Source organism: Leucobacter ruminantium (assembly GCF_017565705.1).
Lineage (GTDB): Bacteria > Actinomycetota > Actinomycetes > Actinomycetales > Microbacteriaceae > Leucobacter > Leucobacter ruminantium.
Genome location: NZ_JAGDYL010000001.1, coordinates 216,116 through 238,373 on the forward strand (window position 1 = coordinate 216,116; position 22,258 = coordinate 238,373).

At 69.5% G+C, this 22,258-nt stretch carries 20 protein-coding genes; 11 read left to right on the forward strand and 9 right to left on the reverse strand.

Annotated elements, in window-relative coordinates; genetic code table 11:
* Window positions 1-21 precede the first annotated feature (21 nt).
* Window positions 22-354, reverse strand: coding sequence for a hypothetical protein (locus J4H91_RS00990; protein WP_341783374.1), 333 nt, complete (start codon window positions 352-354; stop codon window positions 22-24).
* A gap of 197 nt (window positions 355-551) precedes the next feature.
* Here J4H91_RS00990 and J4H91_RS00995 point away from each other — a divergent pair, with 197 nt between their 5' ends.
* Window positions 552-1,262 (forward strand): helix-turn-helix transcriptional regulator, encoded by a 711-nt coding sequence (locus J4H91_RS00995; protein ID WP_208044377.1) that lies wholly within the window; start codon window positions 552-554, stop codon window positions 1,260-1,262.
* Here J4H91_RS00995 and J4H91_RS01000 read toward each other — a convergent pair.
* The 5 genes from J4H91_RS01000 to J4H91_RS01020 form a co-directional block, all read right to left on the reverse strand.
* The gene (locus J4H91_RS01000; RefSeq protein ID WP_208044378.1) at window positions 1,244-2,554 is read right to left on the reverse strand and encodes an amidohydrolase; all 1,311 of its coding nucleotides are present in this window, start codon (window positions 2,552-2,554) and stop codon (window positions 1,244-1,246) included. The genes J4H91_RS00995 and J4H91_RS01000 overlap by 19 nt on opposite strands.
* Window positions 2,551-3,210, reverse strand: a complete 660-nt coding sequence (locus J4H91_RS01005; protein ID WP_208044379.1) for a VOC family protein — start codon at window positions 3,208-3,210, stop codon at window positions 2,551-2,553. Before J4H91_RS01005 ends, J4H91_RS01000 begins: the two co-directional genes overlap by 4 nt.
* A 101-nt stretch (window positions 3,211-3,311) precedes the next feature.
* On the reverse strand, window positions 3,312-4,205 hold the full coding sequence (locus J4H91_RS01010) for a dihydrodipicolinate synthase family protein (RefSeq protein ID WP_208044580.1): 894 nt from the start codon (window positions 4,203-4,205) through the stop codon (window positions 3,312-3,314).
* A 5-nt stretch (window positions 4,206-4,210) separates the two neighbouring features.
* Window positions 4,211-4,576 (reverse strand): antibiotic biosynthesis monooxygenase family protein, encoded by a 366-nt coding sequence (locus J4H91_RS01015; protein ID WP_208044380.1) that lies wholly within the window; start codon window positions 4,574-4,576, stop codon window positions 4,211-4,213.
* A complete protein-coding gene (locus J4H91_RS01020; protein ID WP_208044381.1) occupies window positions 4,573-5,553 on the reverse strand; it encodes a MerR family DNA-binding transcriptional regulator in 981 nt (326 codons plus the stop codon). Before J4H91_RS01020 ends, J4H91_RS01015 begins: the two co-directional genes overlap by 4 nt.
* A 208-nt stretch (window positions 5,554-5,761) precedes the next feature.
* Here J4H91_RS01020 and J4H91_RS01025 point away from each other — a divergent pair, with 208 nt between their 5' ends.
* Window positions 5,762-6,436, forward strand: coding sequence for a hypothetical protein (locus tag J4H91_RS01025; RefSeq protein WP_208044382.1), 675 nt, complete (start codon window positions 5,762-5,764; stop codon window positions 6,434-6,436).
* Between the two features lie 172 nt (window positions 6,437-6,608).
* Here J4H91_RS01025 and J4H91_RS01030 read toward each other — a convergent pair whose 3' ends face one another.
* Window positions 6,609-8,465: an ABC-F family ATP-binding cassette domain-containing protein gene (locus tag J4H91_RS01030; RefSeq protein WP_208044383.1), complete on the reverse strand. Its 1,857-nt coding sequence runs from the start codon at window positions 8,463-8,465 to the stop codon at window positions 6,609-6,611.
* Between the two features lie 76 nt (window positions 8,466-8,541).
* Between J4H91_RS01030 and J4H91_RS01035 the strand changes: the two genes are divergently transcribed.
* Window positions 8,542-10,320, forward strand: a complete 1,779-nt coding sequence (locus J4H91_RS01035) for a lipase family protein (protein WP_208044384.1) — start codon at window positions 8,542-8,544, stop codon at window positions 10,318-10,320.
* A 74-nt stretch (window positions 10,321-10,394) separates the two neighbouring features.
* On the opposite strand, the gene J4H91_RS01040 is transcribed toward J4H91_RS01035, so the two are convergent.
* Window positions 10,395-11,870, reverse strand: a complete 1,476-nt coding sequence (locus tag J4H91_RS01040; protein ID WP_208044385.1) for an aldehyde dehydrogenase family protein — start codon at window positions 11,868-11,870, stop codon at window positions 10,395-10,397.
* A 221-nt stretch (window positions 11,871-12,091) separates the two neighbouring features.
* Between J4H91_RS01040 and J4H91_RS01045 the strand changes: the two genes are divergently transcribed.
* From J4H91_RS01045 to J4H91_RS01070, 6 genes are read left to right on the forward strand one after another with little or no spacing between them, the layout of a single operon-like run.
* A complete protein-coding gene (locus tag J4H91_RS01045) occupies window positions 12,092-12,286 on the forward strand; it encodes a tautomerase family protein (RefSeq protein WP_208044386.1) in 195 nt (64 codons plus the stop codon).
* A complete protein-coding gene (locus tag J4H91_RS01050; RefSeq protein WP_208044387.1) occupies window positions 12,283-13,278 on the forward strand; it encodes an isochorismatase family protein in 996 nt (331 codons plus the stop codon). Before J4H91_RS01045 ends, J4H91_RS01050 begins: the two co-directional genes overlap by 4 nt.
* Before the next feature lie 49 nt (window positions 13,279-13,327).
* The gene (locus J4H91_RS01055) at window positions 13,328-14,482 is read left to right on the forward strand and encodes a mandelate racemase/muconate lactonizing enzyme family protein (RefSeq protein WP_208044388.1); all 1,155 of its coding nucleotides are present in this window, start codon (window positions 13,328-13,330) and stop codon (window positions 14,480-14,482) included.
* A complete protein-coding gene (locus J4H91_RS01060; RefSeq protein WP_208044389.1) occupies window positions 14,479-15,546 on the forward strand; it encodes an NAD/NADP-dependent octopine/nopaline dehydrogenase family protein in 1,068 nt (355 codons plus the stop codon). The genes J4H91_RS01055 and J4H91_RS01060 overlap by 4 nt, the downstream gene beginning before the upstream one ends.
* Before the next feature lie 34 nt (window positions 15,547-15,580).
* Window positions 15,581-16,468, forward strand: a complete 888-nt coding sequence (locus J4H91_RS01065) for a dipicolinate synthase subunit DpsA (RefSeq protein WP_208044390.1) — start codon at window positions 15,581-15,583, stop codon at window positions 16,466-16,468.
* The gene (locus J4H91_RS01070; protein WP_208044391.1) at window positions 16,465-17,847 is read left to right on the forward strand and encodes a dihydroorotase; all 1,383 of its coding nucleotides are present in this window, start codon (window positions 16,465-16,467) and stop codon (window positions 17,845-17,847) included. Before J4H91_RS01065 ends, J4H91_RS01070 begins: the two co-directional genes overlap by 4 nt.
* A gap of 472 nt (window positions 17,848-18,319) precedes the next feature.
* On the opposite strand, the gene J4H91_RS01075 is transcribed toward J4H91_RS01070, so the two are convergent.
* On the reverse strand, window positions 18,320-19,438 hold the full coding sequence (locus J4H91_RS01075) for a M24 family metallopeptidase (RefSeq protein WP_208044392.1): 1,119 nt from the start codon (window positions 19,436-19,438) through the stop codon (window positions 18,320-18,322).
* Between the two features lie 110 nt (window positions 19,439-19,548).
* On the opposite strand from J4H91_RS01075, the gene J4H91_RS01080 reads away from it, so the two are divergent.
* Both J4H91_RS01080 and J4H91_RS01085 read left to right on the forward strand, forming a co-directional pair.
* Window positions 19,549-20,976 (forward strand): amidohydrolase family protein, encoded by a 1,428-nt coding sequence (locus J4H91_RS01080; protein ID WP_208044393.1) that lies wholly within the window; start codon window positions 19,549-19,551, stop codon window positions 20,974-20,976.
* Between the two features lie 150 nt (window positions 20,977-21,126).
* On the forward strand, window positions 21,127-22,122 hold the full coding sequence (locus J4H91_RS01085) for an ABC transporter substrate-binding protein (protein WP_208044394.1): 996 nt from the start codon (window positions 21,127-21,129) through the stop codon (window positions 22,120-22,122).
* Window positions 22,123-22,258 lie beyond the last annotated feature (136 nt).

Here is a 22,258-nt window from a genome sequence, read left to right on the forward strand (position 1 = left end):
GAAGCGACGTTCCCGTCGGCACTACGACCTCGTCGCGCGTCGGGAGAACGCGAGCGCGGACAGCGCGAGGCCGCCGACGAGCAGGCCGAAGTCGCGCAGAGCGATGTCGAGGTAACCGCCCACGGAGACGAGACTGACGATGATTCCCGCGAGCCAGGCTGCAACGAGCAGACCGCCGAACCGGGGCAGGAACGCCACTACGACACCGGCGACGATCTCGACAACACCCACGATCGCCATGGCGGTCGTGGCATTGCCGGGGATGAGGCGGTCCATCCATGGGGCCAGGTAGCGCTCCCAATCGTCGGTCAGGACGCGGACGAACTTATCGAGACCGAAGAGGATCGGCGCCACCGTGTAGACGGTGCGCAGCAGGAGGAAGGCGACGCGGTCGCCGCTCGAGGCTCGGACATGCGGCCTCGGCTGGACGGGGCTTGGATTGCGGACATGATCGGGGTCCTTCGCAAGATCGATGCTTCTATCGGAAGTTAATATGAACGTTAGATATCCCGACCTCTAAAGTCAAGTTCTGCGGACGATAGAATGGGTGCATGTCCGAACACCCCTCGGTAACCGCGATCGGCTCCCTCTCCGACCCGTTGCGCATGCGCCTCTACCGCTTCATCGTGGGCCGTCGCAGCGCGGTGAGCCGCGAGGAAGCCGCAGAGGCCCTCGACATCCCCGTCTCGAAGGCGAAATTCCACCTCGATCGCCTCGCCGATGAGGGCGTGCTCGACATCGAGTACCGGCGCCTGACCGGCCGGCGCGGACCGGGCGCCGGGCGACCCGCGAAGCTCTACCGTAGGTCGGCGACGGAATTCCGCGTGTCGCTTCCCGAACGGCGCTACGACATGATGGGCCACATCCTCGCCGCGGCGATCGAGCGGACCCGCGCGGACAGCGAGGACCTCGAATCGGCGATCGACGCAGCCGCCCTCGCCGCGGGCCGCGCCGCCGGCGCGGGCGCGCATCCGAGCGACACGGCACCTGCAGCCTCCTCCACGGATGATGTTCTCGCCCGCGCGGGATCGGTGCTCACCGCCCTCGGCTACGAGGCCGACGTCGATCGCGACGAGGTGCTATTGCGCAACTGCCCGTTCGACGCGATCGCGCGGCAGCATCGCGAACTCGCCTGCGGCGCGAACCGGCATTTCGTGCGCGGCGTGCTCGACGGCGCCGACTGCAGCGGCGTCGAGGCGGAGCTCGAACCCTGCCCGGGGCGCTGCTGCGTGGTGGCGCGTCGTCATTCGCCCCAGCGGTAGCGGCCGCCTCGCGCGACGAACTCCTCCGCGACGGCTGCGCGCAGCTCGGCGTCGGCGAGGTAGTCGGCCGCGGCGCAGGCGAGCCCGAACGCGGCGTCGGCCATCGCATCGAACGCCGCGGCCCGCACCGACCACTCGGCGAAAACCGCGTTGTGCGGTTGCACGTCTTCCGGTCCGCCGAGCCCGATGGAGGGGTGGATGGCGGGGATCAGCTGGGTGACGTTGCCCATATCGGTGGAGGCGCCGCTCAGCACGGGAACCGGCGGCGACGGCGGCGCCACGCGACCTCGGGCCGCGAGCGCCGCGGCCCAGCGCTTCGTGAGCGCGACGTTGGGTTCGAGCGGCAGGTAGGGCGGCACCGGATCGACTTCGATCTCCGCCGCGGTGCCGGTGGCGAGCGCCGCGCCCTCGAGTGCGGCGACGACACGGTCGGTCAGCGCGCGCAGGGTGTCGATCTCGCCGGAGCGCACGTAGAACAGGGCGGACGCGCGCTCGGGGACGATGTTGGGCGCCGCGCCGCCGTCGGTGATGATGCCGTGCACGCGGTCGATCGGGAGGATGTGCTGCCGCAGCTGAGCGACCGACTGATAGGCGGTGACGACCGCGTCGAGGGCGTTGAGGCCGAGCCAGGGTGCTCCGGCTGCGTGGGCTGCACGCCCGCGATAGGTGACGGCGACGCGGCGCACCCCGGTGCTGCGCTCGCCGGCCACGGGAGACAGGGCCGATCCCCCGCCGGGATGCACCATGCCCGCCGCGTCGACCCCGTCGAAACCACCCGCGCGGATGATGTGCTCCTTGCCTCCGCCGTTCTCCTCGGCGGGCGTGCCGATGAGCGAGAGCCTGCCACCGAGTCGCTCGACAACCGGTGCCGCCGCGAGGAAGGCGCCGACCCCGATCCCGGCGATGATGTTGTGCCCGCAGGCCTGGCCGATGCCGGGGAGCGCGTCGTATTCGGCGATGACCGCGAAGTGGGGGCCGTCGCCCGAGCCGACCGTGGCGCGCAGCGCGGTGTCGAGACCGAACGCGCCGACCTCGGCCCGCACGCCGTGCCGCTCGAGCAGTGCGGCGAGCTTGCGCACCGAGCGGTGCTCGGCGAAACCGATCTCGGGCTCTTCGAAGAGCGACACCGCCAGCGCCTGCAGTTCGGGGCGCAGGGCGTCGACCGCGCCGCCGATCTCGTCGGCCGCGGCCGCGCCCGCACCCGCGAAGCCCGACGGAGCATCGTCGGGCGCCGCCGACGGCCGCGCGTTCCGCTGCTGATACGCGAGGTAGACGTCTCGCGGGTCGCTCACGACCGGCCTCGCAGCACGAGGCTCTCGCCATCGGCGAGACGCAGTTCGAGGCGGTAGCCGGGCTCCTCCCCCGCTTCGACCGCAGCGGCACCGTCCCCGAGCCCGAGGGCAGCGAGCGTCTGGCGCAGCAGCGAGGGATCGGCCTCGACCCGCACGAAGGAGACGAGTTCGATCGACGGGAGGTCACCGAGACCCGGCTGCGGTGTGCTGCCCCAGTCGATGAGGAAGGGCAGGTCGAGACGATCCTCGCCGGTTCCCGTGAGCCGCCACTCGAGCAGCTGCCCGCCGGGCGTGCGCCGCGAGAGGCCGCGCACCTCGCCCGGATCATAACCGCGCTCGCGCGCGCCTGCGACCGTGGCGTCGATGTCTTCGGGGTGCACCGCGTAGGCTTGCACGCTCGGCCCGGCGAGGCCGTCGATGCCGAAGGTCTTCGGCGGGGCCTCGCCCGCCCTCGCCGGGTCGGGTCCGATGAGCTCGATGTAGTGCGGGCCCCGCCTCCCATCGACGGTGAGGGCGACGAGCGCGTTCGCGGTGCCCGTCGGGTGCGCACCGCCGGGGGCCGCGGTGACCCCGGTGCGCTCGGCGAACCAGGCGACAAGGGCGTCGAGGTCGGGACCGGCGATGACGATGTGATCCAGCAGTCGTGGGATGCTCATGGCGATGAGTTCACCACACGTCGCCCGCGCGGCGCGCGGGGACTCGTCACACGCCGTAAGACGGCGTCCACCCTCGCCGTCCGGTTCCCGGCCGAGGCGCCTCAGGTGAGACCGAGTTCGCCCACCACGGCGGCGACGCGATCGCGCTGCGCCTCGGTGAGCCCCTGGATCGGCAGCGGCAGGCAGTTCCTCGGCGCGAGACCGAGGTGCTCGGCGATCGCGGCGGTCACGCGCAGGCTTCCCCCGAACTCGGAGAAGAGCCCCCACAGGGGCGCGAGCCGTTTCGACTCGGCGACGGCTTCGGCCGCGCGTCCCGCTTGCGCAGCGCGGGTGATGCCCAGCGCGGCGCCGGGCAGAGTGCCGCCGATGACGGAGTACCAGGCGTCGCAGCCGGCGTTCAGCCCCGCGGCGGCGGACGCGTCTCCCGAGACTCCGATCGTGACGTGCTCAGGTACCACCGCCCGGATCGCGGCGATCCTCTCGGAGGCCTCGGCCGAATTCGCGGGCACGCCCGGGATCTTGATCGACGCGATGCCCGGCAGCTCGGCAATACGCGCATACAGTTCTACCGTGAACGTGAAGCGGGTCGTACCCGGGTTGTCGTAGACGATCACCGGCAGCTCCGTCGAGGCGGTGACGGTGCGGTAGAGCTCGAACACGTCGTCCACGGTCAGCGGCTGATAGCTCATCGGCGCCAGCAGCAGACCCGCCGCACCGGCTGCCTCGGCGGATGCGGCATGGGCGAGGACGTGCGAGGTGCGCAGTCCCCCGACCCCGACGAACACGGGCGTCGACCCTGCGTGCTCGACGGCGAGGCGGGCCACGCTGGCACGCTCCTCCGGGGTGAGGTAGGCGTAGGATCCCGTCGAACCGAGCGCAGTGATCGAATCCACGCGCGCCGTGACGAGGCGCTCGATGAGCCCCGCGAAGGCGCACTCGTCGACGCGGTCGTCGCGCAGCGGGGTCAGCGGGAACGCGCTCAGGCCGGTGAAGATGCCGGTCACGGCCGATCCCGTCCGGGTCGGTGGTCAAGGCCGAGGATCGGGTTGCCGTAGACGGACCGCACCTCCGAGATGACGACGCGGTAGTCGCCGAGCCACTCGTCGTGGCGGCTCTTCGCAAGCCGATGCGTATCCATGCCCATGAGCTGCTGCAGAGCATCCATGTCGGTCCAGTAGTAGACCTCGGCATGCAGGCCGGTCTCCTCATTGTGCCAGGCCTCCTCCCCCAGGAAGCCGGGGATCTCGCGCGCCCGGCGCGCGATCTCGCCGTCGAGGCGGTGGAACTCCTCGGTGAGTTCCCCCGTCTCGAAGATGAAGGTCGAGCTGTACCGTGGCCTGGGCGCGGGTTGGGCTGCGACGGTCACGATCCGCCCTCCGTTCGAGGGTGCTCCTGCAACCAGGCCAGCACCTGCTGCGCGTGGGTGTTCGGCGGGAAGATCGGGTAGAAGACGTGCTCGATCGCGCCGTCCGCCACGACCAGCGTGAGGCGGCTGTAGAGACGGTCGTGCCCCTCGGCCGCGAAGGTCGGCAGCCGCAGCGCGTCGGCCAGCGCGAGTGACACGTCGGAGAGCATCGGGAACGGCAGCCGCAGGCGATCCACGACCTCGGCCTGGTAGCTCGGGCTCTGGCTCGACATCCCGAACACGCGGGCGGCTCCGGCCTCGTGCAGCTCGGAGAAGTGGTCCCGGAAGTCGCACGCCTCCGTCGAGCAGCCCCGCGCGCCGGGGATCGCGTCCCACCCATCCGGCAGGTCCACTCCGGGGCGGCCCGTGAGGGGGTAGAGATAGATCACCGTGCGTCCGGACCCCAGCTCGTCGAGACGGGCGGATCCGCCGTCGCTCGTGGCCAGCTCCAGCGGCGGCAGCGCCAGGCCCGGCAGGTGCCGCGCGGCCCCGTCGTCCTCTGGCACCGGCAGCCCCTCGGGCAGGATCGTGTAGTCGGTCATCCTCGTCTCCTTCCGGTCGTCGGGCGGCGGCGACCGATCGAACGTCCTCGACGCGCCCGCGTCGAGGCGCTCCTGCAGCTCGGCCCGCCGCCGCGTCAGCTCAGCCGCCACGCGGTCGATCTCGGCGATCGCGTCGCGGTACACCGCGAGCGAGCTGACGCACTCGTCGCCGTGCTCATGGCCCGCATCCAGGCACTCCACGAACGGCCGCGCGCGGCTCGGCGCGATCCCGAGCCCGCTCAGCTCGCGGATCTCGCTCACCACCCGCGCGTCGCGCTCGCTGAACGAGCGGTACCCGTTCTCCTCGCGCACGGGCGAGAGCAGTCCGAGCCGCTCGTAGTAGCGGATCGCCTTCGTCGAGACGCCCGAGCGCTGCGCGAGTTCTCCGATTCGCATGGCTGCCACCTCCGGCTCCACCGTAAACCCTGCCCTATGGGGCAGTGTCAAGTGGAGCAGCGAGACGGCCGGACACCGCCTTGATCGCTCGAGGGGGCCTTCACACGCGATGTTGCGGTAGTGGGGCTCAGCAGGGCACCGACAGCTCCAGCCAGCGCTCCTCGAGCTCGTCCCCGTGAATGTCGTATGCGCCTGGGACGATTCGTGAATGGTAGCGTCCGAAATCCAGGCAACGCGGTTGCGACTGCTCCAAGATGCGTATCGACGCCTCGGCGCCGACACGCATGTAGCCTTCGTCGACGAGAGCTACGTCGTGCCAGAAGTCGCTCACGGCGGCCGCACGTTCTACATCGCCACCGCTTACGTCTCACCAGTTCGGCTTCATGAGCCGGTGAGACGCGACCTCGTCGATATCGTAGGCGGCACTTACTGGCACACGAACGAAGCACACGGTTCCGGAAAGGCACGCAAGATACGGGAGCTCTGCGAGTACCTCGCTGAAGCCGAGGCCGACGAGTCTTTTCTCCTCGCGGTGAAGTCGCCCATCGAAGTTATAGCGGACGGAGATGAGCGTGCGCGCGAAGTCTGTCTTACGGCGTTGCTCGAGGCGTTGCATCGAGGCGATGTCTCACAGCGCCCGTCTCTCGTCATCGCCGAGGAACGACATCATCAGCGTCAACGTGCCAGGGATCAGCGGACCGTCAGGAGCGCCAGACGAGCCCAGAGGATCGGACAAACGCAGGTCTTGTTCACGTCCCCCGCAGTCGAAACGCTGCTCTGGGTTCCCGACATCGTGTCGTTCGCGCAGAATCATAAGGAGCGAGGCAGCAACATCGGCTACGTCGCGCCGCTCGAGCCACTACTCAGGATCATCTCGCTGTGAAACGAAGCAACCCCCGGCAGCCGAAGCATGAGACCGGGGGCCTCCGGAGCTATCGAGCATTGCCGCTGGAATGCTCCGGATTGCACATACAAGTCTACAGCAAAAGCATCACGAGACTACTGGCACTTCCAGAAACTAGCCGTAATCACAGGCCGATAGTCGCTCCAAACGACTATTCCAATAGCGTCGACAGCTCGAGCCAGCGCTCCTCGAGCTCGGCCACCTCGTCCTCGACGGCCGTGATCTTCGCCATCTCGGCGTTCAGCAGCGCGTAATCGCTCTGGTCGAGCTCGGCGAGACCATCGCGCGACCTCACGATATCGGCCTGCAGGCGCTCCATCTTGCGCTCCACCGAGGCGAGTTCCTTCTCGGCCGCGCGGCGCTCCGCTCCGGAAAGGGCGGGTGCCGCCGCACCGCCGGCCCGGCGAGGCGAAGCCGAGTCGAAACCCGGCTCGCTCGACTTCGACTCGCTTCGCTCGCTCGATCGGCGGGAGGGATCGGCGGAGGCGGCCTCCTGCGCCGCGCGCAGCCGCAGGTACTCGTCCACTCCGCCTGGCAGGTGCCGCAGGTGCCGGTCGAGGATCGCGTACTGCTGATCGGTCACCCTCTCCAGGAAGTACCGGTCGTGCGATACCACGATGAGGGTGCCGGGCCACGAGTCGAGCAGGTCCTCCATCGCGGCCAGCATGTCGGTGTCGAGGTCGTTGGTCGGCTCGTCGAGGATCAGCACGTTCGGCTGATCGAGCAGGATGAGCAGCAGCTGCAGCCGCCGCTTCTGCCCACCCGAGAGATCCTTCACCGGGGTCGACAGCTGCGCGCTCGTGAACCCCATGCGCTCGAGCATCTGCCCCGGCGTGAGCTCCTGCGCCTTCGAACCGCTGCCGACCGTGAAGCTCGTACGCAACCGCCCGATCACCGTGCGCACCGGCTCGTTCAGGTGCTCCTCGAGTTCGTCGAGACGCTGCGTGAGCGTCGCGACTTTCACGGTCTTGCCGCGCTTCACAGTGCCGCTCGTCGGCTCGACGTCGCCCGAGATGAGGCCGAGCAGCGTCGACTTGCCCGCGCCGTTCACGCCGAGGATACCCGTGCGCTCGCCGGGGGCGAGCCGCCACTCGACGTCTTCGAGGATCGTGCGCCCGTCGTACGCGACACCCGCCTCCTCCAGGTTCACGACCTCCTTGCCGAGGCGCTGCACCGCCATCGACTGCAGCGAGACCCGGTCGCGGATCTCGGGCACGTCGGCGATGAGCGCGTTGGCGGCGTCGATGCGGAACTTCGGCTTGGATGTGCGCGCGGGAGCCCCTCGGCGCAGCCACGCCAGCTCCTTGCGTGCGAGGTTCTGCCGCTTCTGCTCGATCGCGGCGGCCTGGCGATCCCTCTCCACCCGCTGCAGGATGTACGCGGCATAGCCGCCCTCGAACGGCTCGACGATGCGGTCGTGCACCTCCCACGTGGTGGTGCACACCTCGTCGAGGAACCAGCGGTCGTGCGTCACGACGAGCAGCGCCCCCTGCCCCGCGGGCCAGCGGCGCTTCAGGTGCTCGGCGAGCCAGGCGATGCCCTCGACGTCGAGGTGGTTGGTCGGCTCGTCGAGGAAGAGCATCTCATGGTCGCCGACCAGCAGCCGTGCGAGGGCCACCCGTCGCCGCTGCCCGCCGGAGAGCGCGTCGAGCCGGGCGTCCCAGCCGAGGTCTCCGACGAGGCCGTCGATCACGTTGCGCGTGCGCGCCTCGCCCGCCCACTCGTACTCGGGCCGATCGCCGACGATCGCGTGCCCCACCGTCTCATCGGCGTCGAACGCATCGGCCTGATCGAGCACGCCGATCGTCGTGCCGGAGCGCTTCGTGACCTGCCCACCGTCGGGCTCCCGTCGCCCCGCGAGCATCATGAGCAGCGACGACTTCCCGTCGCCGTTGCGGCCGACGATGCCGATGCGGTCGCCCTCGGCCACGCCGAGGGTCACGGAGTCGAACACGACCTTGGTCGGAACCTCGAGGTGCAGGGCCTCGGCCCCCAGAAGATGCGCCATAACCCGTTCAGTCTAGTTCGCCGTGGCTGCGCAAGGGTTCTACCCGTGCGGTGAGGGCCTGTGCCAAAGTGGGTGCATGACCCACTCGGCAGCCCACTCGACGACGCCGCTCCGCATCATGCTCGGGCTCAGCTCGGTGCTCGCGGGAGTCGCACTGATCCTGGCACCGCTCTCACCGCAGGCAATCGCTGTCATCGTCGGCATCGGGCTCTCGCTCACCGGCGTCGCACTGCTGCTGCGCGCTGGGCGAGACCGCCACGAGCACCGTGATGCGCTCTCGGCATCCGGAATCGGACTAGGGTTCGTGGTGCTCGCGCTGGGAACGATCATCGCACTCTGGCCTTCCCTGGGCGCCCCGGGGCTCGCCGCCTTGATCGGCGCGGCACTCATCGCGCACGGGCTCTTCTCCGCACTGCGCGCGCTGCGAGCGGCGGCATCGGACCGCGCCTCCGAGATCATCGCCGCTGCCGCGACGGTGATCTTCGGCGCTCTGACCTTCGCCTGGCCGGTGCTCACCCTCACCGTCTTCAGGTACGCGCTCGGCGCCTGGTTCGTGTTCTTCGGCCTGCGGGCACTCGTCGGGCTGCTGCCCCGGAAGGGATCCCTAGCCGCACCTGCCGCCGCCGGCACGCGGCACCCGGTCCTCCGTCGCTGGACCCGCACGATCGGCTCGGTCGCGGCGCTCGTCGTCGCCGTGGCGTTCGCCTGGGGCAGCGGCTCCATCCTCGGCGGCGTGCCGCTGCCCGAGCCCGACGGCTTCTACACCGCGCCCTCGCAGGTTCCCGACGAACCGGGCAGGCTGCTGCGCTCCGAGCCCCTCACCACCGGCGTCCCAGCCGGGGCGGAGGCCTGGAAGATCCTCTACACGACCACGCACCCCGACGGCTCCCCCGCCGTCTCGAGCGGCACCGTGATCGCGCCGAAGCAGCGCGGTAAGACCCCTCTCCCCCTGCTCACGATCTCGCACGGAACAACCGGTGTGGTGCCCAAATGCGCGCCCTCGCTCAGCGCGACGCCCTTCGCGGACGGCGCGGGAGCGGCCCTCGCCGAGATGGTGACCGAGCACGGCTGGGCGGGCGTGATCTCCGACTACATCGGACTCGGCACCGAGGGTCCGCACCCGTACCTCATTGGGGAGGCCGAAGCCAGGAACGTGCTCGACGCGTCACGCGCGGTGCAGCAGCTCGGTCACATTCGGACCACCACCGACACCGTCGTCTGGGGCCACTCGCAGGGCGGGCAGGGCGCGCTCTGGACGGGACAGATCGCCGAGGACTACGCCCCCGAACTGACCGTCAAGGGCATCGCCGCCTTCGCCCCGGCCTCGGATCTCTTCGGACTCGCGGAGATCGAGAAGACCGAGGTCGGCGGGAAGACGGTCTCGGCTTACATTGCCTCCACCTGGGACCGAATCTACCCCGATCTCGAGCTCGAGCAGCACCTCACCCCCGGCTCCGCGGGGCCCGTGGAGCAGATCGCGGACCACTGCTTCGACGGTCGGGACGCGCTCGCCGCGCTGCTGCGCGGTTCCCAGGTGCCCAATCAGATCTTCCCCGACAGCGTGCTCGACGGCCCGTTCGGCGATCGACTCAAGGCGCAGGAGCCGAAGGGACCGTTCCCGGCGCCGGTGATGGTCGCGCAGGGTCTCGCCGACCCGCTCGTGAAACCTCAGATGCAGCACGACTGGGTCGAGGGTCGGTGCCGAGCAGGCGAGCAGATCGACTACCGCACCTTCCCCGGTCTCAGCCACAACACCCTCGTCGCCGCGGATTCGCCGCTCACCCCGCAGATCGTGCAGTGGACGCTGGATCGTTGGAACGGAAAGGCGGCGACGCCGAACTGCCCCGCCGGTTGAGCGAGGAGCTTGCGACGAGTCGAAACCTGCGGGCGGACGTTGGTTTCGACTCGCTTCGCTCGCTCAACCAGCGGTCAGAACAGGTTCGGGTTGGAGTCGAAGTTGAGGTGCTTCGTCTCGGTGAACTCGAGCAGTCCCTCGATGCCCTGCTGGCGCCCGATGCCGGAGCGCTTGAAGCCCCCGACCTCGGTCTCGCCGTAGAAGTGGTGGTAAGTGTTGATCCAGATCGTGCCCGACTCGATCGCGCGCCCCATCCGCCAGGTGCGGTTGAGGTCGTTCGTCCACAGGCCGCAGGCGAGGCCGAACTCCGACGAGTTGGCGATCGCGATCGCCTCATCCTCGTCGGCGAACGGCTGCACCGCCAGCACGGGGCCGAAGACCTCCTCGGCGACCAGCCGCGACGTACTCGGCAGATCGGCGACGATCGTGGGTCGCACGAAGTGGCCGTTCGCGTGCGCGCCGCTCTCCATGGCCTCGCCTCCGGCGATGATCGTGCCCTCGCTGCGGCCGATCTCGATGTAGTCGAGCACCGTGCGCTTCTGCTCCGCCGAGACGACCGGTCCCATCTCCGATGAGGGATCGAGGCCGTCGCCGACCCGCATGGCCTCGGCCCGCTCGGCGAGGCGCCCGACGAACTCATCCTTGATCGACTCCTCGACGAGCAGGCGGCTTCCCGCCGTGCAGATCTGCCCCGCCGCCGAGAAGATCGCGTTCTCGGCGCCGGCAAGCGCCTTCTCCATGTCAGCGTCCGCGAAGACGATGTTCGGCGACTTGCCACCGAGTTCGAGCGATACCCGCTTCAGACCGTCCGCCGCGCTCTTCATGACGTTGATGCCCGTCGAGGAGTCACCGGTGAAGGCGATCATGTCGACGTCGGGATGGGTCACGAGGCGGTCGCCGACGGTGCCGCCCGGGCCCACCACGACGGCGGCGATGTCGGCGGGCAGGTCCTCGTGGTCGAGCAGCGACATCGCGGCGGCGACGATCGCCGGGGTGAGGCTCGCGGGCTTCACGACGACGGCATTGCCCGCGGCGAGCGCGGGGGCCACGGCGCGGATGGTGAGGTTCAGCGGGTAGTTCCAGGGCGTGATGGCCGCGATGACGCCGACGGGCTCGCGCAGCACGACGCCGTGCACGCCCTCCTTCAGCGCGATGGAGCGGCCGTAGATGGCGCGCGCGAGACCCGCGTTGTACTCGATCATGCTGATGCTGCTCGCGACTTCGCCGCGCGCCTGGCCGAGTGTCTTGCCCTGCTCTCGGGTGAGGAGTTCGGCGAGCCACTCGCTGTTCTCCCGCATGCGCGCGGCCCAGCGGAAGAGCACTCGGGCGCGGAGGGCGCCGTCGTTGCGCCACGGCGATCGCCGCACGCGTGCGGCCGCACGATCGATGGCGTCGTCGACGTCCGATATCCCGGAGGTCGCGACGGTCGCGACGAGCTCGCCGGTTGCAGGGTCGTACGACTCCAGCTCACCGGCCGTGCCGAGCACCAGCGGGTGCGTTGCCGGGCTGATCTTGACGACGTTCCAGGAGCTTCTTCCCGTGGCGGCCATTTCTCACTCTCCATTGAATCTCTCGCACGTCTCCGCCGGTCGCGGTGGGGGAAAATCCCCCTTCCCACTGGACTGACATGTGATAAGTTGATGACAACAGCAATCGTCCAATGACCCGTACACGGATGTCAAGCGCAGGAGCTGACACCGGGAGCCGCCGAGAGCGGCCGGGCGGGGCGGATGCCGTCGGCCACATGAACACCACCAATGGAGGAGGAACCATGCCATTCGTCCAAGTACACATCTGGGAAGGGCGCACGGTCGACCAGAAGCGGAAGCTCGCCAAGGCGATCACCGATGCCATGGTCGAGCACGTCGACGCCGATCCGACCGGCCTGCACGTCGCGATCGCGGAGTACCCGCGCGAGAGCTGGGCGCGGAACGGCGTACTCGGAGTGGATCGGAAGGACGTATGAACGCCGAAGCACTCTCAGGTATCGCCGCGGGCTCAGCCGCCCTGCTCGTCATCGACCCGCAGAACGCGTTCGTGCACCCCGAGGGCACGCTCGGCCTCTCCGGCGTCGACATCGCGCCCGCGCAGGCGGCGATGCTGTCAATCCGCCGCCTCGCGGAGCAGTTCAAGGCCGCGGGCCTCCCGGTGATCTGGACCCAGCAGGTGCACCTCGAGAAAGACGCGTCGCGCGAGCGCAAGGTGCTCGCCTCGCACACCTCGAAGCGCAAGCGCGTCTCGGCGCTCTCGGGCACCTGGGACGCTGAGTTCGTGGACGAGGTCGCCGACCTGGTCGACGACCCGACCTACGTGATCGTGAAGCACCGCTTCGGCGGCTTCTACGAGACCCGCCTCGACGAGTTGCTGCGCATGCTCGGCACCCAGACCATCTTCATCACCGGCGTCACCGCCAACGCCTGCGTCGAGACCACCATCCGAGAGGCATATCTGCGGGATTACGACGTCGTCGCGGTGCTCGACGGCATCGCCGCCGTTCGACCCGAGTGGACGCAGACCGCACATGAGGTGTGGTCGCACTACCTCGGCGTCACCGCCTCGGAGGACGACGTGTCGACGTGGCTCGAAGAGCAGCAGAAGCCATCGGTCGGCGCACTGCACCACATCCAGCTCGAGGTCGGTGACATTCAGGCATCGGAGGACTTCTACGTCGGCGTGCTCGGATTCACCGTGCGCAAACGCGAAGCCTTCCGCGACGGGCGCCCCTTCTTCAACACGCACCAGGGCCTCGGCCTCGTGCAAGCTGCGGGCGAGCTCGCGCAGGAGGGTCGCACACTCGGCCACTTCTGCTTCCCTGCGCAGGGCGTCGATGAGATCGCCGCGCGCGCGGAGGCCGCAGGTCATCGCATCGTGCGGGGCCCCGGCCCCGGCCCCTACGGCCACACGGTCTACATCGCCGATCCCGACGGCAACGAGGTCGAGCTCTTCGACCAGAAATGACCCGAGCGGTCACCGCAACTCCACGTCCTCCGACCCGAAAGTCCTCAACATGCACATCGCAGACATCAAAGTGCACCTCGTAGCACTCCCCGCCCGGCGCGACCACAACTGGGCCTCCAAGATGGCCACCCCCATCGGTCACCACGCCATCATCGAGATCACGACCGACGACGGCATCGTCGGCTGGGGCGAATCGCCGGCAGGAGCCACCTGGGGCGGGTCGCACGGGAAGTACTTCGGCGAATCGCCCGAGACGGTGCAGGTCGTCATCGAGACCCTGCTGAAGCCCGTGCTGATCGGCGCCGATCCCACCCAGATCTCCCTGATCCACGCGGCGATGGACAAGCAGGTCAAGGGCAACGTCTACGCCAAGGCCGCCATCGACATCGCCTGCTACGACATCACCGGCAAGGCGCTCGGCGTCCCCGTCAGCACCCTGCTGGGCGGCGCGCACCGCGATTCCATCGAGGTCGCCCACTCGCTCGGCATCATGGAGCTCGAGCGCTGCTACGAGGAGGCCGAGCAGGCCGTCGCCGAGGGCGCGCTCACGATCAAGTGCAAGACCGGCCTCGACGCGGAGCGCGACGTCACCCTGGTGCGCGAGCTGCGCAGCCGCCTCGGCTCCGGTGTCAAGATCCGCGTCGACGGCAACGAAGGCTACGCGAGCGTCGCCGAGGCGGTGCGGGTGACCCGGGAGCAGGAGAAGTACGACATCCTCCTCTGCGAGGAGCCGGTCGTCGGCGCCGTCGGCCTGAGCCGCGTCGCCGACCGCATCGACTCTCCCGTCATGGCCGACGAGTCGGCCTGGAACACCTACGACGTGCTCGAGCTCTACCGCCTCAACGCGGCCGCCTGCATCTCGCTGTACGTGACCAAGCCCGGCGGCCTCTACCACGCCCGCCGCCTCGGGTCCCTCGTCGAAGAGCTCGACATGTACAACGACATCGGCGGTTCGATCGAGACCGGCATCGGCAACGCGGCCAACCTGCACCTCGGCGCCGCCGTGCGCACGGCCACCCTGCCGAGCGTCTGCCCCGTCTCGCAGCCCGCGGGCTCCGGCGGCCCCGAGGTCGCCGGCGTGTACTACCTCGACGACCTGGTCACCGAGGGCTTCCGCTTCGAAGAGGGCCGCGTCCACGTGCCCTCCGGCCCCGGCCTCGGCATCGAGGTGGACCGCGAGAAGATCGAACGGTACTCGGTATGACGATCGCAGTGCTCGGGGCTGGGGCCGGCGGGCTCGCGGCGGCCGTCGAGCTGACCCTCGCGGGTCACGAGGTACGGCTCTGGAACCGCAACCCCGCCCGGCTCGAGCCCCATCGAGCCGAGGGCATCCGGCACCGGGGAGTGCTCGGCGAGGGCGCCCTCCCGCCGGCCGGCGGCTTCACCAGCGACCTGGCCGAGGCCATCGCCGGCGTCGACGCCGTCGTGGTCTGCCTGCCGTCGGCCGTGCACCCGGCGCTCTTCGCCGATCTCGCCGAGCTCCGCTGCGCCGCCCCGATCGTGCTGAACCCCGGCCACACGGGCGGGGCGCTCCATCTGCGGCAGGTGTTCGCCGCGGCCGGGGCTCCCCTGCCGCCCGTCGCCGAGTTCTCCACGCTCACCTACGTCGGTCGCGTCTACGACGGCGTGGCGGACATCACCGGTCGGGCCGGGCAGGTGCGCGTCGGCGCCCTGCCCGGCGGCCGGGCCGCCCTCGACTGGGCGGTGCGCCTCTTCCCCGGCGCGAGCCCGGTGCCCGACGTGCTCGCCTCGAGCCTCTCGAACGTCAACCTCGTGCTCCACCCGCCGGGGGCGATCCTCGGCGCGTCCTGGGTCGAGGCGACGGGCGGCGCCTTCACCTTCTACGTCGAGGGCATGACCCCGGGCGTCGCCCGGGTGCTCGAGCGGCTCGACGCGGAGCGCCTGGCGGTCGCCCGCGCCTTCGGGCACGAGCTGCCCTCCCTCATCGAGGAGATGTCGGCCGTCGGCACAGTGGACGCCGACGCGGCGAAGCGGGGCGACACCCTCGCCGCGATCCGCGGCGGGGCGGCGAACGCCACGATCCCCGCGCCCGACTCGCTCGAGCACCGCTACTACCGCGAGGACTTCGCCTTCGGCGTGCTCCCCTTCATCGCGCTCGCCGACGTCGCCGGCGAGCAGGTGCCCGTCGCCCGATCCCTCTTCGCGATCGCCTCCGCGCTGGTTCCCGGCGACCTGCACGGCCTGAGCGCCGAACGGCTCGGAGTCGCCGGCCTCTCGCGGGACGAACTGACCGCCAGCGTCCGGTAACCGACCGGCGCGCGACCGTTTAAGGACACAGACTATGGACTTCTCCCACCTCACGATCGCCGTCGTCGGCGGCGATGAGCGCGAGCAGGAGATCGCGCGGCTCGCCGCGACGACCGGGGCGACGGTGAAGGCGTACGGCTTCCCCTGGCCCGACGAGGGCGTGCCCGGCGTCGAGCTCTCGGCCACGCCCGAGGAGGCGCTCGCCGGCGCGAACTACGCGCTGTTCCCGATCCCCGGTCAGGCGAAGGACGGCACGCTCTTCGCCCCCGAGTCGCCGGCGCCGATCCTGCCGAACCGCGAACTGCTCGAGGGCATGGCCCCGGGCGGCGCCATCATCCTCGGCTGGGCCAACGAGATGCTGCAGGACGCGGCGAAGGATCTCGGCCTGTCGATCAGCGAGTACGAATGGGACGTCGAGCTCATGCTGCTGCGCGCCCCGGCGATCGTCGAGGGCGCCCTGCAGCGGGCCATCGCGAACTCACGGGTCACGATCCACAACACCGACGTGCTCGTGGTCGGTCACGGCAACATCGGCCGGATCCTCGCCCGAACGCTCGTGCTGCTCGGCGCGCGCGTGCACCTGGCGGCCCGCAACCCCGTGCAGCGCGCCGACGCCCTGTCGGCGGGCTGCATCCCCGTGCCGCTCGAGGACATCCGCGAGGTCGCGCCGAAGGTCGGCATGGTGTTCTCCACCGTGCCCGCCGCGGTGGTCGACGCGGAGACCCTCGCGCTGCTGCCGCCGCACTCGCTCGTCATGGATCTCTCCGCCCCTCCCGGCGGCATCGACCTCGCCGCGGCCGAAGAGCTCGGACACACCGCGCTCTGGGCCCGCGGGCTCGGGCGCCGCGCCCCCATCACGGTCGGCGCCAGCCAGTGGAGCGGCATCGCGAAGCGCATCGCAGACATGGAGGAAGCACGATGAACGTCGATCTGATCATCAGGAATGCCAGGCTCGTCGACCACTCGGGCGAGCAGCACGGATCGATCGCGATCGCGAACGGCCGCATCGTCGCGATCGGGGCCGACGAAACGATGCCCGACGCCGAACGCGTCATCGACGCGGGAGGCAAGGTGGTCATGCCCGGCGTGATCGACCCCCACTGCCATCTGGGCGTCGACTACGACTACGACGAGGACATGCGCACGGAGACCGCCGCGGCCGCCCGCGGAGGCGTGACCACCATCCTGCTCTTCGCGCGCAGCATGAACGGACCCTACGTGCCGTTCTACCGCGAGCGCCGCGCGCGCGGGGAGGCGGCCTCGGTCATCGACTTCGGCTTCCACTTCGGCATCCAGCGCGAGGAGCATCTCGATGAGATCGACGACATCGTCGAGCACACGGGCGTGCAGTCGTTCAAGTGCCACATGGGCTACGAGCCCGGCAACTCGATCGGCATCAACTCCTCGCCCGACAGCTGGGTGTTCGCGGCGATGCAGAAGGCGGCGAAGCTGCCCCGCGGCGTCGTGTCGGTGCACTGCGAGAACACCGACCTCGTCGGCCTCCTGAAGAAGCAGATGATCGCCACGGGCCGGGAAGACCTCGCGGCATACACCGAGTCCCGCCCCGTCTACGTCGAGGAGGAGGCGATCGCCCGCATGATCCGCTTCTCCGAGGTCACCGGCTGCCCGCTCTACGTCGTGCACACCACCGCCGCGAACGGGCCGCGCATGGCCGCGGAGGCTCGGAATCGCGGCGTCGATGTGACGATCGAGACCTGCCCCCACTACCTCACCCGCACCGCCTACGACGAGGACCTCGGCCCCACCGCCCGCATCTCTCCGCCGCTGCGCGACCGGGAGCAGCTCGAAGGGCTGTGGGAGGGCATGCTGAACGGTCAGATCGGCACGCTCGGCACCGACCACGTGCCGTTCCGAAAGAACGGCGGGCCGGTCTGGACGGAGAAGCCGGGCGTCGTGAGCTTCGCGTGGGAGCTGCCCCTCATGCTGCACTTCGCGGTGAACGAGCGGGGCATGTCGCTGTCGCGCCTGTCGGAGCTGAACGCCGCGAACCCGGCCAAGCAGTTCGGCCTGTTCCCCCAGAAGGGATCGCTGAGCGTCGGGGCTGACGCCGACCTCGTGCTGATCGACCTCGACCTCGAGCAGGAGGTGACGCACGAGAGCGGCAAGGGCACCTGCCTCTACGAGGGCTGGAAACTGCGCGGCTGGCCCGTGCTCACGCTGTCCCGCGGCGAGGTCGTCTTCGACGCGGACGAGCCGGCCTCCGAACCGAAGTACGGTCGGGGACAGTGCGTCACCGTGCCGGACGCCGAGCGCGAGGCGCGCCTGGCCGCCGCCGGTTGAGCGCAGCTCACTTCGCTGGTTGAGCGAGGAGCGAAGCGACGAGTCGAAACCGAGGAGCACGCCACCGACGGTCTCGACTCGGCTCCGGCCCGCTCAACCAGCGGGAGGGGTTCGTCTCGTGGCTCCACTTACCCAACCAGCGGGCGATTCGCGCTTGACAGGCATCAGTCGCGGCGCACACTCATCGAAGAGGGTGCCGAGGGTCCGAAGGGGTGGAGTCGAAGAGAGCGCGCAGCGCGGTTGAGCGGGGATCCGGTGGTTTCGACTCGCTCCGCTCGCTCAACCGGCGGAAATGCGTCGACACCACCCGCTGGTTGAGCGAGGAGCCTGCGACGAGTCGAAGCCGAGGAGCGAGCCGTCGACGGTTTCGACTCGGCTCCGCCTCGCTCAACCAGCGGGACGGGTTCGACTCGCGGCTTCGCTCCTCGCTCAGCACGGTGTTCGCTCCGCTCGCGAGACCGACGGCGTGCGCTCAGGCCTCGATGCGGAAGAGGGCGTCGGTGTCGGTGACGTCGGAGAGCAGGCGCGCCCCGCCGGCCTCGACCGCGATCATGTCCTTGATCTGCATGCCGAAGCCGTGGCCGCTGCGGTACACGAGCGGCTCCATGCCGAGCACCATGTTCTCCTCCACGACGTGGTCGGAGTGCGGGCCGAAGTAGACCGGCTCGTGCAGGTTCACGCCGATGGAGTGGGCGACGAACGAGATGGCGGGCATCTTGAGCGCGTTGAAGGTCTCGCGGTAGGTCTCGTAGACCCCTCTCGTGCTCGCGCCGGGCCTGATCGCGTCGAAGACGGCGTGCTTGCACTCGACGAGGTTCGCGTAGATGCGTTCCGCGATGGGCGGCGCCTCCCCCACGACGGCCGTGCGGCAGACGCCGGCGTGGTAGCCGTCGATGACCGAGAAGATCTCCACGCGGCAGATGTCCCCCGGCGTCAGGATGCGCGAGGTGGGGCCCACGTTCGGCAGTTCGCTTCGCTCGCCCGTCGCGACGATCATGAGCTTGAACTGCTGCGCCCCCTGCTCGTAGACGCTGCGAGTGAGTGCGGCCGCGATGTCCATCTCGCTGTCGCCGGCCGAGACCGAGCTCAGCGCGTCGCGGATCGCCGTGTCGGAGATCCGCGCCAGACGCCCCAGCAACTCGATCTCGCCGGGCGTCTTGACCTGCCGCGAACGGGTGAGCAGATCGTCCACGGCCGAGAAGGCGGCGTCGGGCAGCAGTTCCTGCAACCGCGCGAAGTCGCCGGCGGGCAGGAAGCCCAGCTCGATACCGATGCGCCCTCGAGCAAGGCCCCAGTCGCGCAGCATCTCGGCGAGCACGTCCATGGGCGCGTCGACGAACTCGCGCCACACCCGCAGTTCGGTGTCGGGCGCCGCCGCGCGCACGGTGGTCTCCTCCATGTCGATCGAGAGGATCCCTTCTCGGCCGTCGGCCCCGATCAGCACGGCGGCGTGCCGCCATCGCATGAGCGGCTGCGAGGGGATCACGAATCCGGCGGTGTATGCGACGTTCTCCGGCGACAGCGCGACGAGAACGTCGAGGCCCTGCGTCTCGAGACTGTTGCGGAGCCGCTGCGTCACTTCTTCGCGCATAACAGGAACCTTCCGACTTTCTCTCTGGTCATACAACTGACATCCTATTAGTATCGAGAGCAACCCCCACCGTCAAGTAGTCACCCCAACCGAGAGGTCAGGTCACCACCTTGCTGAAACTCATCGAGCATCTCGAGTTCGCGATCACCGCCGACCGCGAGGACCGCATCATCCGCGACGCGGCCCTCCTGATCGGGGACAGCCGGATCGTCGACATCGGCACCACCGAGGAGGTGCTCGGCCGCCTGGGCGGGCGCACGCCCGACGAGACCGTCGACGGCCGACGCAAGGGCGTCACCCCCGGTTTCATCGACACCCACGTGCACCTCTCCGAATCGCTCAGCCGGGCGGTCTTCCCCGACGTGCTGGCGACGCGCGCATGGGTGTTCCACTGGGCCAAGCCCTTCTACGCCCACGTGCGCGAGTCGGATGAGGGCGTCAGCGTGCTCACCGGCGCGGCCGAGATGCTGCGCAGCGGCACCACCTGCTTTCTCGACATGGGCGCCCAGAACGACGCCGGCCTCACCGCCCGAGCCGTCGAGCAGATCGGCATCCGCGGCATCGTCGCCCGCCACGCCGCCGACGTGCGCCCCGCAGAGGCGCCCCCGGGGTGGTCGCAGGAGATGATGGACCACCACTTCTTCCCCGATCACAGGGTCGCGCTCGAGACCCTCGAGGCGAGCGTTCGGGAGTGGAACGGCTACGCTGACGGCCGCGTGCGCTGCTGGGTGAACATCGAGGGCAAGGAGCCCTGCAGCCTCGAACTCCACATCGGCGCCCGCGCGCTCGCCGAGGATCTGGGCGTCGGCACGACCTACCACATCGCCTCGAGCATCGAGGAGTCGAACGTCGCCGAGCAGAAGTACGGCGTCACCCCGGTCAAGCGCATCGCCCAACACGACGGCCTCGGGTCGAACCTCGTGCTCGCGCACGCCGTCGCCCTCAGCGACGAGGAGGTCGACCTGCTCGCCGAGCACCGCACCTCCGTCGCGTTCTGCCCCTCGACCTCTCTGAAGCTCGCGAAGGGCGCCACCGACATCGGCAAGTACCCTGAGATGATCGAGCGCGGCGTCACCGTAGGCCTCGGCACCGACGGGGTCTCTGCCGCGGGCAACCTCAACCTGCACCGCCAGATCCACCTCGTCGCGGGTCTCTTCAAGGATTCGCGCCGCGATCCCACCCTCATCGGCGCCACGAAGGCGATCCGCATGGCGACGATCGAGGGCGCTCAGGCGCTCGGCTGGGAGGACGAGATCGGATCCCTCGAGGCGGGCAAGCAGGCCGACCTCGTGCTGTTCGACCTGAACCACCACGAGTGGACGCCCTACCTCCGCCCAGAGCAGGCCCTCGTCTGGTCGGCGAGCCCCGCCAGCATCGCAGAGACCTGGGTCGCCGGCCGCGCCGTGTTCGCCGACGGAAAGGTCACGACCATCGACGAGCAGAGCCTGCGCGAGGAGGCCCGCGAGCGCGCAGCCACCATCGTGAAGCTCGCCGGGCTCGACGGCGACGTGCCGGTCACCACGAACCTCTACGACTGACCCAGACTCCGGCCGCGGGGCCGCCGTCCGCCAAGCAGGGCCCCACGGCCGGATCCGCTCCATCCGACCATCACGACGAAAAGGATCCACACCCACCCCACCGGGCCGTCACGCGACCGTCGCACCAGGCCCACACCCAAGGAGGAGACGATGAAGTCTCGTTTGACCGCCACACTCGCCGCAGCCGCACTCCTCGCCGCGGGCCTCTCCGCCTGCGCATCCTCGAGCGCGAACGATCCGCCGGCAGACAGCGATCCCGCAGCGGAGAAGCAGTCGGCCACGATGCTCATGAACTACTTCGCGCAGGCCGAGCAGGGCGGCTACTGGGACACCGCCGTGCATCAGTACGCGGAGGATGCCGGGGTGACGATCGACGTCGAACAGGGCGGTCCGGGAATCGCCACCGTTCCGCAGGTCGCATCGGGCAGCTACGACTTCGGCGTCGCGCAGGCCGACGACATCGTGATCGCCCGCGCCAGCGGCATGCCGGTCGTCGCCCTCATGGCGCCGATCGACAAGACCCTCTTCGTGCTCATGACGCATAAGGACAGCGGCGTCACCGACTTCGACCAACTCGGCGGCCACCAGGTCGCGGTGCGACAGGGCGCCCCCTACTGGGACTACATCAAGGCGAAGTACGAACTCGACGACGTCTCGCAGATCGCGTTCCACGGCTCGATGTCGGAGTTCAAGGCCCAGCCCGACCTGGCCCAGCAGGGCTACGCGACCTCGGACGTCTATCTCGCGGCGCAGAACGACATCGATATCAACGTGCTGAGCGTCGCCGACCAGGCGGGCTACAACCCCTACAGCCAGGTGCTGTTCACGAGCGAGGACTTCATCGAGAAGAACCCCGAGCTCGTCGCCGAGGTGGTGAACGCCAGCATCGAGGGGTGGCAGCACTTCCTCGACGACCCCGCAGACGCGAAGGAGAAGGTGCTCGCCACGAACACCGACACCGATCCCGAGGTCTTCGACGCCTCGGTCGAAGAGCTCCACGCCGACGGCTGGTTCACCGACCCCATCGGAAGCATGACCGCCGACCGGTGGGAGGAGCTGCGCGATCAGCTCGCACTCATCGAAGCCGTACCGGAGGACTTCGACATCTCGACCACCTGGACCGACGAGTACCTTCCGCAGAAGTAGATCATCCGGTCGGTCGAGGGATCGGACCTCCTGCCGGACCGCGAGGCGGAGCGAGCCGAAACCACCCGCTGGTTGAGCGAGCGGAGCGAACGGAAACCCGGGGCAGGGCCTTGATTTCGACTCGCTCCGCTCGCTC